Origin of the sequence: Niastella soli (assembly GCF_017742245.1) — a bacterium.
GTDB classification, from domain to species: domain Bacteria; phylum Bacteroidota; class Bacteroidia; order Chitinophagales; family Chitinophagaceae; genus Niastella; species Niastella soli.
The window spans coordinates 119,644-134,234 of the sequence record NZ_JAGHKO010000010.1 but is presented as its reverse complement, the minus strand read 5'-3'; the positions used below and the strand labels follow the sequence as shown (position 1 = coordinate 134,234).

Sequence of the window (14,591 nt, the reverse complement as noted above, 5' to 3'; positions counted from 1 at the left end):
GCAACACCTTGCTGATGGATCGTAGGTTAAATGGACTAGTTGTCCGTTAAGTGGACACTGACAACTGATAACTCACATAAGTGCCCCGGCTATAGTTCCGCACATTAAACAGGCAATGGTGCCGCCTATGAGGGCCTTCACACCGAGCTCGGTGAGGTTGCGACGCTGATTGGGCGCCAGCTGGCTGATACCGCCTATTTGTATACCAATGGAAGCAAAGTTGGCAAATCCACAAAGGGCATAGGTGGCTATCAGGAGTGATTTGGGGTCCTGAATAACATTCCGGGCTTTCATATCGCCTAATGAGATATAGGCAACAAATTCATTCAGGATGGTTTTTTCACCCAACAACTGGCCAATTGACACCATATCTACTTTATTTACCCCTATCAGCCAGGCTACAGGGGCAAAAATATAACCGAGCACCATTTGTAACGACAGTTCTTTATAAGCTCCGCCGGTAGAAGAGGCTATCAATGGATTCAGATGGGTTACACCACCCAGCCAGCCCATCAGTTCATTTACCACCCACATCATGGCAGTAAATACAATGAGCATGGCGCCCACGTTCACTGCCAGCTTCAACCCATCGGTAGTACCCAGCGATAGGGCATCGAGGAAATTATCTCCCAGCTTTTCTTTAGGAACAGTCAGGTCTTTTGAGATGAGGTGGTCATCTGTTTGCGGAAATAATACTTTTGAAATTACGATGGCTGCCGGAGCGCTCATGATGCTTTGGCTAAGCATGTGCAGGGCATAAAAGTGTTGCTGGTTAACATCTGTACCGCCCAAAAATCCCACATAGGCTGCCAGCACGCTGCCAGCAGTATTGGCCATGCCGCCGATCATGATACAAAGTATTTCAGACCGGGTCATTTTATCCAGGTAGGGGCGGATCATTAAAGGCGCCTCTGTTTGTCCCAGGAAAATATTGGCAGCTGTAGACAGGCTTTCGGCCCCGGATATTTTCAACTTATTGAGCAGGTATGCAAATACATACACCACTATCTGCAGAACACCCAGGTAATACAGGATAGAGGACAGGGCGGCAAAGAAAACAATATTAGGTAATACCTGGATAGCGAACACATACGCCCAGCCTTTGCTGGGATCGGCCAGGTTACCAAACATAAATTCAGTCCCTTTATGGCTTACATTGATCAATGCTACAAATACGTCTGATACTGATTGCAGAATGATCTTAAAGATATCAGGCGGGCATATTTTGGTATAGACCCCCACTGTTATAAAAATACAGGAAAGCAGGATGGACCATTTCATCAGTTCGGCATGCGTTTTTCCTACTCGGAAAATAAGCGCCAGTACCAGTACAGAGCTGAGGAATATGGAAAGGCCAGACCATTGGCCAAAGAGCCGGGGCGCCAGTAATAAGCCCACAACAAAGAACAACTGCCAGATCAATACTATGGCAACACTGCCCCCACTATACGTAAGCGGTTTTTCTTTGCGTTGAAGCTCTTTGTATTTTTTGAAGACAGTATAAAGAAGAATAACCCCAAAGGCTAACCAAAAAACCGGCTGGCCTAAAATGGTTGTGTGTAATACCCCCATGGCAAACATTACCTGGGCAAAAATGCCAATGCCTACTAATTTCCAGTTGATAGCCCGCCGGTTGGTGCTAAGCAAATAACACACAAAGATCAAAAAGAACATACCTAAGGCACCACGGGAAATGTTTTCAAGTACTGGGGTCATAACTTTTATAAGTGTATTGGTAAAATGTTTATGGTTCGTGTGTATTCCGCTTGTCAGAATATACGCGAACCATGGCCAGTTTTAGCAGGGTAGCTGAGGCAATATAATGATTAATTTTTATTGACAATAAATAAGTTGCAGAACCGGTTACCCCTAAAAAAAAAGCGTCCCGACTTGTCGGGACGCTTACAGCAGGTAGGTAAAATAGTTATTGATACCTTCTTGCCCTGAATGTATAAGTAATTTGTGTGGTGCTGATGCTGTCTGTCATTTTGGTACTGAAGTTGCCGGCCACAAACCCGGTGCCTACGGGGCCAAATTCGGTTATGTTTACTGTGGCGAAATTTGTTAAATACCAGTATTTATTGCTTGCTTTTACGGCAACATCAATGAGTGTGGCGGAGCCGGTGCCCGTAGCGGCGAAGTTTATAATAGATAGATCTTTGCTATTTCCTATTCGGGTGGCATATAATGTATAACTATTAACTGCTTTGCTCAGCGTTACGGAGTCGGCCGGGTTGGAAAAATTGTACGATACACCGTTCATGGTGTAGTTGGCAAACTCCGCTATGGAGGTGCCACATGCTGTTAACAGCCCCGCATTCACATTGCCTGATGTTACCGATACATTGGTTGGCGTGCCACTTTGATTGTTGCTGAGGTCATAAGCGGTTAGCACAGCGGTAGTAGGGGTGCCGATGCAACGGGTAAAGTTAATAGCGAAAGTCCCGTCGGATTTGGTAGTAGCCCGGTAGTGCATATTGTCGATGAATACGTCAACAAAACCATTTGAAACAGGGGTTGCATTACAATTGATTGCATTGCCTGAAAGGTTAACAGCCGTTGAACCGGAATTATTCACCGTAACAATGCCCAGATCAACATTTGCCGTAAAGGGGCCGATTTCTTTTGTATACAACGGAATATTGCATTTGTTGTATACATACATCACCAGGGTTTTATTAAGAGGGACCTTTCCGCCCACCCAACCGGTAGAATCAGTATTGCCATAACCATAGGAGGTCAATGAGTCGGATTTCACCCGCAGCGTTACCTGGCCCGGATAGAATGGTTTTCCATTCTGGTCTTTAATAATGGCTTTAAAGTCAACCACACCAAACGGGAAATCACAGTTCCAGAAAGAAAAGTGGCTTACCGTACCTACATAGTTATTGCCTTGTTTGGTGGCAGTGCCTTCTTCTTTCCATAACCCCGAAGAATCGTTAAAACTCCATAAGGGGATGGTAGGGGGCGCCTGTGACAATAACCCGGCAGGAATTGGGAAGGTGAGGGTGGCTGTTTTGCCAGCCGCCAGTTGTAGTTTTTCACCACCCGCACCGTTTAATTCAACGGCCATCATCCCAAAAGACTGCAAACCGGTTTCTTCGTTTGTTGTGCGGACTCCCCTTAATGCGCCGGGCATGATGTCTTTGAAATTACTGGCTTCAGGGTTTATAAAAAAGGCGCTTACTGAAACGGTACCTGTATAAGCGCTGTTATTGCCAGTATTGGTAAAACTGTTACCGGTAAAAGCAATGGTGCCGCCGCTAGGTACGGTTACATTGCCACCACTGTTATTAACAGTACCGGCCACTTTTTTTGTGATCAGTTGTATGGTTACGTTATTTAATACGCCTGTATTTACCACTATGGTGCGGCTGCCGAGGAAGAAACCGTCTTTCTCTACTTTAACAAGTCCTGCATTTTTATTGAGGCGTACGTTGTTAATAGTAAAATTGCCATCTATGTCGGTGGTTGCAGTGGCTGTTCCCACTTTTACTACAGCGGCATTTACGGGTTGATTTTGATCGTCAACTACCCGTCCTGAAACGCCGGCTGTAACATACTCAATCGCAGGTGTGTTGGGATTATTGGGATCGTTGGGGTCTGGTTCGCCGTGACTTGACTTTTGACAACTAAAGGTTATGAGCAGGGTTGCGACTAACGCCGCCAGTGCAAGCGAAAGAGTTGATTTCATGGCTGAAATTTGTTATTTATGATTAAGGGCGTGGTGAAGATATATAATCTTACGTAGATGTGAAAGTGCCGGTAAGGGAAAAATACTTGCCGGTGGGTGTAATTGTTTAAGGGACAAGGACATAAAAAAAGCGCCCCGATGCCCTTCGGGGACGCTTATAAATTATTATATAACGTATTTATATATGCATTTTGGAACAAAAGTTCCAGTTACAAACCCTGTTTTATTGACCCGCGGTCGGTCTTTTTATTCTGAATGAAACATTGGTTGGTACGGATGCTTTGGTGGTGCTGTCTTTCAGGTCCGCTGAGAGATTACCGCTGATGTATCCGGTATTCGCAGGGCCGAATTCGGTTACGTTCAATGTAAGTGATGACGAATTGATATACTGTTTTGGGTTTTCATTGATGTAAGCATAATAAACGGTATAGGAGCCGGTAGCGGTAATAGCAGTTCTTGTTCTTAAGTTTATCAGATTACCGTTATGGGGCTTGTGCATGGCAGTTATTTCCGAATAATTGTTGCCTAGCCAGGTCACCGCTTTCAGCGAATCTGCGGGTGATATATAACTGACATCGGTACCATTTATAGTATAGGTCACAAATTGTGTCACCGAATTGCCACAGGCGCTTAATTTACCCGCATTTACGGTGGCCGAGTTTATTGCCACATTGGTGGCGCTGCCGATTTGGTTAGCATCGAGATCGTACGCTGTTATAACTGCAGTGGCAGGTGCTCCCGAACAACGGGTGATGGTCATGCTGAAGCTGCCATTTGTAACCGCGGCCCGGTTGTGCAGGCTTTCAATGGAAATATCTACAAAGCCATTGGTAACTGCATTGTCATTGCAGTTGGTTACCGTTCCGGAAACCGTAACCTGCGATGTGCCGCTCACGTTCACCGTAATGGTACCCAGGTCGGTCGCAGCATTGAAAGGTCCAATGCTTTGGCTATACACTACCGTGTTACATTGGTTATATATTTTTAACTCCAGGGATTTACCTTTTGGTATTACCCCGCTTACCAAACCTGTAGCATCGGTATATTCATTGCTATACCTGGTAATGGTATCAACGAGGGTCTTTAATTCGATCCGCGCAGGAAAGAGGGGTTTTCCGTTCTGGTCTTTGATCACGGCGCTGAAATCAACTACCCCATATGGGAAATCACAATTCCACCAGGTAAAATGGCTTACGGTACCTACATAGTTGGTTCCCTGTTTGGTGGCCACCCCTTCTTCTTTCCACAAACCTGTGGTATCGTTAAAGCTCCATAAGGGAATGGTGGCGGGTGCCGCTCCCTGTAAACCGGCGGGAATGGGGAAGGTGAGGGTGGCTGTTTTGCCAGCTGCCAACTGCAGTTTTTCGCCATTGGCGCCGGTTAATTCTACTGCCATCATTCCATACGACTGTAAACCGGTTTCCTCATTGGTGGTAGTGATGCCCCGCAGTGTTCCGGGCATGATCTCAGAAAAGTTAGCCGAAGTAGGGTTTAAAAAATAAGTACTTACGGAAACAGTACCGGTGTAGGCGCTGTTGCCGCTTGTGTTTACAAAACTGTTGCCGGTAAAGACAACGCTGCCACCGCCCTGTACATTGATATTACCACCGTTGCTTCCACTAACGGTGCCAGACACTGTTTTTTTGATCAGTTGAATGGAAACGTAGTTTGTGGCGCCTGCCTTTACCATAATAGTACGGCTTCCTGTAAAGAAACCGTCCTTTTCTACTTTAACAAAACCAGCCCTTTTATTAAGGCTTACATTACTAATACTAAAGTTGCCATTGATATCAGTAGTGGCAGCCGCTGTTCCAGCCTTTACTACCGCACCGTTCACCGGCTGATTATTATTATCCAGTACCCGGCCTGAAATACCGGCAGTTACCTGCTCAATGTTGTTGGAATTATCGGATGGGTTGTTATCTGATTTCTTACAACTGATAATAATGACGAGGGCCATAATAATGGCTGCAAATCCAAGGGATAGGATCCTTTTCATAGATGAGTAGATTGTTGCTTGTTTAAAGGCGCTGCAAGGTAAATGAAATGTCCTGCATGTGGAATAGCAGGTATAGTGTACTGTTACATATAACGTGCTTATATATGTTTTTCTTAAAATGGAAGAGGGGGCACTTGCTTTCGAAGTGGGAAAGAGCTATATGTAATCCGGTAACAATGTTGCTGATACATGCCTTTTTCAGGTACGCAAAAAAAAGGCTGCATCATTTGATACAGCCTCTTAAAAACATTAATATAATGTACTTATATATGTTGTTCTATCTTTTTTACAAAGTTGCTTTTAGGTTGTGCGCCTACCAGCTTGTCTACCACTTTGCCACCTTTTATGAACAGGATAGCAGGGATAGAAGTAACCCCGTAATTAATAGATAATTGTGGGTTATGGTCAACGTTTACTTTGCCTACGTTCACTTTGCCATCGTACTCTTTTGATAATTCTTCAATAACGGGCCCAATAGCGCGACAGGGACCACACCATTCTGCCCAAAAATCAACAACGGTTAATTTATCAGAATCAAGGACTTTGTCCTGGAAGTTAGTGTCTGTTAATTCTAAAGCCATAAATATAAATTTAGTGTGTAAAGTTTATAAATAAATTCTTAAACGTTTTGCAAAATTTGGTTGAAGTCTGATACCTGCTTTCCACTCTTCTACTTTCTACTTTCTACTTTCAACCTGCCTACCTCGTCGAAATCTATGCCATACCACTTGTTTACCTGGTCTGTCAGGTTCCTTACTCACCCTGTCAGTGGGAAAACATCGATTTCACTGAACCATTGTGCTTTATGCAGTCACCACCTGAATGTCCAGATCGGGACGGCTTTGCAGAAAAGCAGTCATTTCGTCATTCATTTCAAACCCTGCTTCTACCGTAGCCAGACTTACCTTGCAATGGTTTTTAATATCTTTAACATTGAATTTCAATCTTGAACTGCCAGGAAAGGTTTTCAGGTTCTTTTCCAGGAAGTTGATGAGTTCTTCGTTCACGTATCTTGCTTCAACATCAATAATAACCTGTTTGGTCAGGTTTTGTTTGATGCCCTCCAACAAACTCATTTTCTCGATCTTGAATTCAAACTCGGTTTTGTTGAAACGCGGTTTGAAGCCACCGGTTATAAACAGGTTTTTACCCTTTTCGAGGTAATTGAGAAAACGCATGTAGTCATCGCTCCACAGCATGAACTCGCTTTTACCCGAATAATCTTCAATCCAGAAAGAACCGAACTGGCGACCGGTGCGGGTAACCCGGTGCTGGGCATCTGTTACCAGACCAGCCAGCCTGAAGGAGCGGCCCGGATTGGCCTGCAGGGCCAGCGTATCCTTTATTTCATTGAACTCGGCCAGGGTAGTAAAACCATAGTGTTTTATCTCGAACCGGAAGTGATCGAGCGGGTGACCGCTCATGAACATGCCGGTAACTTCTTTTTCATTGTTCAGTAACTCCGTTAACGACCACGGATCACATGGCGGGATCTTGGGTGGTGGGATCTCCATCACTTCTGTAAGCCCGCCAAAAAGCGTATTACTGGTATTTACGTTCTGCGCCTGGTATACGTTGCCATAGCGCACGATCTTTTCCAATCCTGTGCTGGTATCGTTTGGTGGTATGAAGAAATACTGCGCACGGTGCAGATCGGTAAAGCAATCGAACCCGCCTGCATACACCAGACTTTCCAGTGTTTTCTTGTTCACGGTACGTTGGTTCACGCGTTTGATCATGTCGAATATTGTCTTGAACTCGCCATTCTTTTCGCGTTCTTCGATCAGGCTTTCCACCGCAGCTTCACCCACACCTTTCAATCCACCCAAACCAAAACGAATGTGTCCTTGTTTATTTACAGAGAACCCTTTTTTCGATTCATTTACATCAGGCCCAAAACAACTAATGCCCATACGCTTACACTCTTCCATAAAGAAGGTGATCTTTTCTATGTTACCGGCGTTGTTCAACACGGCCGCCATGTACTCAGAAGGGTAGTGGGCTTTTAAATAGGCAGTTTGATAGGCCACATAGGCATAACAGGTAGAGTGCGATTTGTTAAAGGCGTATTGGGCAAACGCTTCCCAGTCGGTCCAGATCTTCTCCAGTTTATCAACCGGATGACCTTTTTCGGAAGCGCCTTTTACGAACTGGGCCTTCATTTTGTCCAGCACCGATTTTTGCTTTTTACCCATCGCCTTACGCAGTACGTCGGCATCTCCTTTACTAAACCCGGCCAGCTTTTGCGCCAGCAACATCACCTGCTCCTGGTATACGGTGATACCGTACGATTCGTGCAGGTATTCTTCCATTTCGGGAAGGTCATAGGTGATGGGTTCACGGCCATGTTTACGATCGATAAAGTTGGGGATGTATGCCAATGGGCCAGGGCGGTACAGGGCGTTCATCGCAATCAAGTCGGCAAACTGGTCAGCCTTGAGATCGCGCAGGTATTTTTGCATCCCGGGACTTTCAAACTGGAACGTACCAACGGTTTCAGCCTTCTGGTACAGTTCAAAAGTTTTTGGGTCATCAAGCGGAATGGTTTCGATGTCCAATTCAACCCCATGGTTTTCCTTGATCATTCTGAGTGCATTCTTGATGATGGTAAGGGTCTTCAGACCCAGGAAGTCCATCTTGATTACGCCGGCGTCTTCAATAAGACTACCTTCAAACTGGGTAACCCACAAACTGGAGTCTTTCGCGGTGGACACAGGGATCAGATCGGTCAGATCGCAAGGGGCAATGATGATACCCGCCGCGTGGATCCCGGTGTTCCGTACAGAGCCTTCCAGGCGTTCTGCTTCGTGCAGTACGGTGGAGGTAATGCCCTGCCCATTGTATATTTCGCGTAATTTTTTTATTATTTCAATTTCATCGGGGCCAATGCCTTCTTTCTCTTCCAGCGATTTCTCACCCTCTTTAGCAGTTAAAGGCGCGTGTAATACCCTTCCGAGTTCAATACCTGGTTTCTCCGGTACCATCTTCGCCATGGCGTTCGATTCAACCAGCGGCAGATCGAGTACCCGGGCCACGTCCTTGATACTACTTTTGGCAGCCATGGTACCATAAGTAATGATCTGGGCCACCTGGCTTTTGCCATATTTTTCCACTACATAATCGATCACTTTTTGCCGGCCTTCATCATCGAAGTCCGTATCAATATCCGGCATCGATTTACGGTCGGGGTTCAAAAAGCGCTCGAACAGCAGGTTGTATTTAATGGGATCTATATTGGTAATGCCAGTGCAATAGGCAACGGCGCTACCCGCTGCCGATCCACGACCCGGCCCAATGAATACGCCCCGTTCGCGGCCAACCTTAATGAAATCACTTACAATAAGGAAGTAACCGGCAAAACCCATGGTCTTGATGGTGAACAACTCAAAGTCAAGTCGTTCCTGGATCTCGGGTGTTATTTCAACATAGCGTTCTCTGGCGCCTTCGTAAGTAAGGTGCTTTAGGAATTCCCACTGGTTCAGGTTGCTGTCTTCTGTTATCTGGAATTCCTTTGGCAATGGGAAGGCAGGCAGCAAAATGTCTTTTTTCAGGTTCAGCACTTCAACCCGGTCAACGATCATATTGGTATTATCGATAGACTCAGGGATATCGCTGAACAGCTTCTTCATTTCCTCCTGCGTTTTAAAGTAAAACTGGTCGTTGGGAAATTTGAAGCGACGGTCTTTTATGTTGGTATCGTCGTTTACAAAATCGTCGAAACCCGGCGTGCTTTTCTTTTCACCGGTGTTTATACATAACAGGATGTCGTGGGCGTTGTAATCGTCCTGATCGGTATAGTGGCTGTCGTTGGTAGCAATAACAGGCACATTATACTTTTTGGAGAATTTCAACAGGGTTTGGTTGATGATCTCCTGTTCTTTGAGGTTATGGCGTTGTATTTCTATGAAATAGTCTTCACCAAACAGATCGAGCCAGTATTTGAACTCTTCTTCGGCTTTTTCTTCGCCATCGTGCAGTATGGTTTGCGGTACATAGGCGCCGATACAGCAGGTGGTAGCGATCAGTCCTTCGCGGTATTTTTCAATAAGGCCTTTATCAATACGGGGGTATTTGGAGTACATACCCTCAATGTAACCAAGGCTGGTTAGTTTAACCAGGTTCTGGTAACCTACTTTATTTTTGGCCAGAAGCACCTGGTGATAGCGTTCATCTTTTACTTCTTTGGAGAAGACCTTTCTGTGCCGGTCTTCCACCACATAAAATTCGCAGCCTACAATAGGTTTTACCTTCAGGCTGCCATCTTCATTTTTGTGTTTATAGGCCTCCGCCACAAATTCAAAGGCGCCAAACATATTGCCATGGTCGGTAATGGCAAGGGCGGGCATCCCATCCTTCACTGCTTTTTTATACAATGACTGAATAGACGCCTGTCCGTCGAGCAGCGAAAATTGTGTATGAACGTGGAGATGGGAAAACTTACACATGAATATATTTAAAGTTAATTTGTTCTAAGGTTTTGCTTTGTGGTACTTTTTGAGCCAGGCAGGTAAAAAATACCAGAAGTAAGAAGTAGGATGTAGAAAGAACGCTCATTTCTGTGCCTCGCCTGTTATTTTTAACCTTCCGACTTCGTTTTTCTTATTTCGTACCTCTTATTGCTTACTTCGGCCCAATATTGCCGGAAGTCCCCACTTTCTTATACTTAAGATACTCATTACCAATGAGCAACCGTGCCTAATAAAAACACGAAATTGTGGTATAAAGTTCTTTATTCAAAGGTGAATGGAAGGAATTTATATCCACACGGCCTGAATAAGTTAATTAGGAGGGCTCGCCTTCGCTAAAAGCTTCGGCGAGCAAGGCAGAAGGCAAAGAAGATTAAAGTTCCGGCGGCAAGGTACCCGCTTGCGCCTTCGCTAAAGCTTCGGCGGCCGCTGTGGAATTCTTTCCGAATTTTAATGCCATACTGGCAATGTATTTGCTATTTTTGGGCCTTGCTATAACATGTTCGGGCCTGACAAATTGGATAGGTACTATTATAGCAATAAAATCTCCGCCTGTGAAGTATCTGATCATTGTTATATCCACCCTACTGCTTGCTGAAACGGCATCAGCGCGTCATCCCTTTGGCCTCAATAAGGTATTTCAGGATGGCAAATCCAAAAAGAAGGAAACTTCCAAAACCACCAAAAGCACTACTACCAGCAAAACCAGAAAGGTTGCCAGTCCTACCACCAAGCTGGCCGCATTAACACCGGAGGAAGAGAACCGGATCGCCGAGTTGAAAAATCGTAAAGTGATTGGTATTGAGCTTAGTGCGCCTTTACAGTTCAAATATGCCATTTTACTGGATATTCCGGTTGAAATGATCAACGATAACAAATTATTAGAGCTGATCGACAGCTGGTATGGTACCAGGTATAAATATGGCGGCGATACCCGGGATGGAGTGGATTGCAGCGGATTTACAAAGGCATTTATGGCATCATACTACGATGTGAACCTCACGCGCAATTCTGCTGAGATGTACAATAATAGCACCCATCTAAAAAAGAAGAAATTATCCCAGGGCGATCTGGTGTTCTTTAAGACCAGGGGCGCCAGAGGTGGTATTACCCATGTAGGCGTTTACCTGTGCAATAATAAATTTATCCATGCTGCTACCAGCAATGGGGTAATAATCAGTGATTTAGATGAGGATTATTATAAAGCGAGGTTTGTAAGCGGGGGAAGGGTAGTTAAATAGTTGCCCGTTTCTGATTTATTGCTTTTTACCACTTTAAGTCTGAAGTCTGAAGTCTGAAGTCTGAAGTCTGAAGTCTGAAGTCTGAAGTCTGAAGTCTGAAGTCTGAAGTCTGAAGTCTGAAGTCTGAAGTCTGAAGTCTGAAGTCTGAAGTCTGAAGTCAAAATTGGGGAATGTAAGATACTAAAGTATTCCCAAATGTCGCGAGCCCACTCACAACTCACAACTCACAACTCAATATTCAGGAGTTAGCAAGGTTTAACATAAGGATATTGGATTCTCTATATGCTTAACCTTGCTATTTGTTATTTATACCTACAAAATATCTTTCTTTTTTGCCTTTCGGCTGGCGGCGTGAAAGGGGTAGCTGTATTCTAGGCCGCCATAGATAAAGTGATCACTGTTCCTTCATGTGCCTGATTGTAAATGTTGATGCTTCCACCAACGCTGCGGGCTGCTGCTACAACCTGGGAAAACCCATGAGCCACCGTGCTATAAAAATTAGAACCGTTGTTCCGCACTATGATCTGCACACCCTGAGGTTTCTTAACTGCTTCAACCCGAATACATGCGCCATTTGAACTGGCAATTGCATTGTTGATGAGGTTGCCTACAATAAATGCAAGCACCTGCTCATCGGCATTGAGCTGAAAGTTTTCCTCTACATTGTTAATGATAAAACTGCGTTGGGTTGCTGCCAGCGGAACAAAACTGTTCATAAGCTGGTCTACTAATTTGTGTAAGGGTACGGCTGTTGATGTACTCGTTTGGGTGTAAACTGGTGCCGGTGTTTGTGAAATTGACAAGCTATTCATAACAAATAATTTGATGTAAGCAAAACGTTAAAAGAGAATCAAAGGGATACGAACTAAAAACGGATACTAATGCTACGAATCAAAAACTTTCTTAGGGACTTAATGATTTTATGCTACGAACCAATTGCTTTCTTAGGGACTGACTACTTTACGAAACCGTTTTCTTAGGTACACTGATATTTTTTAGGCTACGGATCAATACTTTCTTAGGGACTGATTGAATGCTCTGCTACGAATCAACTGCTTTCTCAAGGACCGACTGTTTTTTTAGGCTACGGATCAATTACTTTCTAGGGACTGAATGTTTTAACTACGAATCAATTGCTTTCTTAGGTACTGGATCTTTTGAGCTACGGATCAACTACTTTCTTAGGGACTGAATGTTTTGAACTACGAATCAATTGCTTTCTTAGGTACTGGATCTTTTGAGCTCCGGATCAATTTCTTTCTTAGGGACTGAATGTTTTGAACTACGAATCAATTGCTTTCTTAGGTACTTGATCTTTTGAGCTACGAATCATTTGCTTTCTTAGGTACTGACTTTTTTTGTTCGGATCAACTGCTTTCTTAGGGACTGGCTACTTTTCATCAGATACTTGACCAAGAACTCCCGTATTGTTATTTGCTATGTCAAAATAACGACGCAAAACGGGCGAATGCATCATCGTTTGTGCGAATATCATTGGAAATAAAATAAAGCATGAATCACCACTAGGGGTTTTTATGTAAAAATGGGTGTGTAATTAATGCAAACGGTTACATTAACTTTATGTTATTCGTTCTGTGGGGGATACTACTCGATGTTTTTTTGACAATTAATGCTGGCTAAAATGTTAAAGCAATACTAAAAGCTACCCTTTTTTTAGCATTAAGCGCTTCTTAACAGTATCCCAAACTGGTAATACATCTGGGGAAAGTTTGAAATACAACACGCCTGTTGCATATAATAGAACGAATACAGAGCTGCGTAGAACGATCCAGCCAAAACCCTGCTGCGCATTAAAAAGTAAAAAGCAAATGGCGTAACAGGCTGTACCTAAAAGAAGAGAGTATAATGTTTGCGGCGTAAACGGTTGTAGTTTGAATTTCTTTAACAGAAAAAAGTACCGGATGGCATTGTATACGATGATTGCAAAAAGATTAGCAATAGCAGGTCCTAATTCTTGTAATTGCAGGGTCAATAAATAATTCAGGGGCAGTGTAAGCAATAATAAGATCACGCCGCTGATAGTTTCTACTTTCCAGTAACTGCTGGTACCTATGATCTGGGAGTTTAGCCCGGTGCCCATATCAATCACTTTTGTAAGACCAATGAACAGGAAAACGATGCGGGCATCGAGATAACCCTGTTTTAAATGAAAGGTGAGCACCCCGTCGGTAAAGTTGATCCATATCAAAAGAAAAATGGCTATGCCAAATATCAATTGGTTAATGCTGCTGCGTTGGTAAATGCGATTGATACGGCCCAGGTCTTTGTCTTTCCAGGCCTGGGATAATGGCGCCAGCGCCGCTGAGCTAATGGCCCGTTGTGGTGCAAACACCAGGCTCGACATATTTTGCGCGAGGGTATAAATGCCCACGAACTTCATTCCATTTTTTACAACAGCGGCAATTACCAGCGTATCGAACACCGATGAGATGTTAACTACCATAAAGCTTGTCCAGATAAACAGGCCGATACTGACAATTTTCTTATAGAATTTTTTTGTTACCCGGCTTATGGAAAAAGTAAAATGGAGCTGCCGGGTTACAACGAGGTACCCCATTAGTGTTGCTGCAATCCCAATATAAGTAAAGGCATATATTTTAATGAACAGGTCAAAGTCACGAATGACTTTTAAAAATAACAGCACAATGAGAATGGTAGCGAACAGCCGCCATAATATTTCCTTAATGAAATTGGTGAACACCGATTTACGCAACTGCCAGGCAAAGGCTTCCAAAATGGAATAGATGGAAAGGCCAAAGCCAAATGGGAACAGCCAGTAATAATAATGGATCACTTCAGGTGAGTGCGCCGAATATTTCAGGATCACAAAGTCTTTAAATACCAAACCGCTGATCACGACAAAGCTAAAACTCACCAGACTGGTGAGCAATGCCAGGGTGATCATGTCGTTTTTATCAGGCGGCAGGTTGTCTTTGTAATAGGGATAGAACTTATAAATGTAATAGGTGATCCCTACGTTCGAAAAAGAGAACATGACGGTGGCAAAGGCCTGAAAAGCTCCTATTAGTCCATATTGTGCTTCGGAGAAACCTTTTGCATACAGGTAGGTATTCAACAAACCCAACGCCAGCCCTACATAAACCAATAAAGAAGAAATAATACTTTGCCGCCGTATGCTCATTATAAATTTTCTTGTTTCGCTATAAATT

General features: G+C 44.0%; 8 protein-coding genes. 1 reads left to right on the top strand and 7 read right to left on the bottom strand.

Annotation, left to right across the window (positions count from 1 at the left end; translation table 11 throughout):
- Positions 1–72: 72 nt before the first annotated feature.
- The 5 genes from J7I42_RS24850 to dnaE all read right to left on the bottom strand — a co-directional run bounded on the left by J7I42_RS24850 (position 73) and on the right by dnaE (position 10,138).
- A complete protein-coding gene (locus J7I42_RS24850) occupies positions 73–1,716 on the bottom strand; it encodes a NupC/NupG family nucleoside CNT transporter (RefSeq protein ID WP_209141586.1) in 1,644 nt (547 codons plus the stop codon).
- A 208-nt stretch (positions 1,717–1,924) separates the two neighbouring features.
- A complete protein-coding gene (locus J7I42_RS24845) occupies positions 1,925–3,694 on the bottom strand; it encodes a carboxypeptidase regulatory-like domain-containing protein (RefSeq protein ID WP_209141585.1) in 1,770 nt (589 codons plus the stop codon).
- A gap of 223 nt (positions 3,695–3,917) precedes the next feature.
- A complete protein-coding gene (locus J7I42_RS24840) occupies positions 3,918–5,693 on the bottom strand; it encodes a carboxypeptidase-like regulatory domain-containing protein (RefSeq protein ID WP_209141584.1) in 1,776 nt (591 codons plus the stop codon).
- A gap of 263 nt (positions 5,694–5,956) precedes the next feature.
- Positions 5,957–6,274: a thioredoxin gene (trxA, locus tag J7I42_RS24835; RefSeq protein WP_209141583.1), complete on the bottom strand. Its 318-nt coding sequence runs from the start codon at positions 6,272–6,274 to the stop codon at positions 5,957–5,959.
- 222 nt (positions 6,275–6,496) lie between these two features.
- Positions 6,497–10,138 carry a DNA polymerase III subunit alpha gene (gene dnaE, locus J7I42_RS24830; RefSeq protein WP_209141582.1) on the bottom strand — a complete coding sequence of 1,214 codons (3,642 nt, stop codon included), beginning with the start codon at positions 10,136–10,138 and terminating at the stop codon, positions 6,497–6,499.
- 575 nt (positions 10,139–10,713) lie between these two features.
- On the opposite strand from dnaE, the gene J7I42_RS24825 reads away from it, so the two are divergent.
- Positions 10,714–11,400: a C40 family peptidase gene (locus J7I42_RS24825; RefSeq protein ID WP_209141581.1), complete on the top strand. Its 687-nt coding sequence runs from the start codon at positions 10,714–10,716 to the stop codon at positions 11,398–11,400.
- A gap of 371 nt (positions 11,401–11,771) precedes the next feature.
- On the opposite strand, the gene J7I42_RS24820 is transcribed toward J7I42_RS24825, so the two are convergent.
- Entirely contained in the window at positions 11,772–12,212 is a 441-nt protein-coding gene (locus J7I42_RS24820; RefSeq protein ID WP_209141580.1) for a sensor histidine kinase, read from the bottom strand.
- Between the two features lie 851 nt (positions 12,213–13,063).
- Positions 13,064–14,563 carry a lipopolysaccharide biosynthesis protein gene (locus J7I42_RS24815; protein WP_209141579.1) on the bottom strand — a complete coding sequence of 500 codons (1,500 nt, stop codon included), beginning with the start codon at positions 14,561–14,563 and terminating at the stop codon, positions 13,064–13,066.
- Between the last annotated feature and the right edge of the window lie 28 nt (positions 14,564–14,591).

Bases quoted from the DNA above. Each gene is read 5' to 3' on its own strand.
- dnaE (WP_209141582.1), bottom strand. From the start codon at position 10,138: ATGTGTAAGTTTTCCCATCTCCACGTTCATACACAATTTTCGCTGCTC.
- J7I42_RS24845 (WP_209141585.1), bottom strand. From the start codon at position 3,694: ATGAAATCAACTCTTTCGCTTGCACTGGCGGCGTTAGTCGCAACCCTG.
- J7I42_RS24840 (WP_209141584.1), bottom strand. From the start codon at position 5,693: ATGAAAAGGATCCTATCCCTTGGATTTGCAGCCATTATTATGGCCCTC.
- trxA (WP_209141583.1), bottom strand. From the start codon at position 6,274: ATGGCTTTAGAATTAACAGACACTAACTTCCAGGACAAAGTCCTTGAT.
- J7I42_RS24815 (WP_209141579.1), bottom strand. From the start codon at position 14,563: ATGAGCATACGGCGGCAAAGTATTATTTCTTCTTTATTGGTTTATGTA.
- J7I42_RS24850 (WP_209141586.1), bottom strand. From the start codon at position 1,716: ATGACCCCAGTACTTGAAAACATTTCCCGTGGTGCCTTAGGTATGTTC.
- J7I42_RS24820 (WP_209141580.1), bottom strand. From the start codon at position 12,212: ATGAATAGCTTGTCAATTTCACAAACACCGGCACCAGTTTACACCCAA.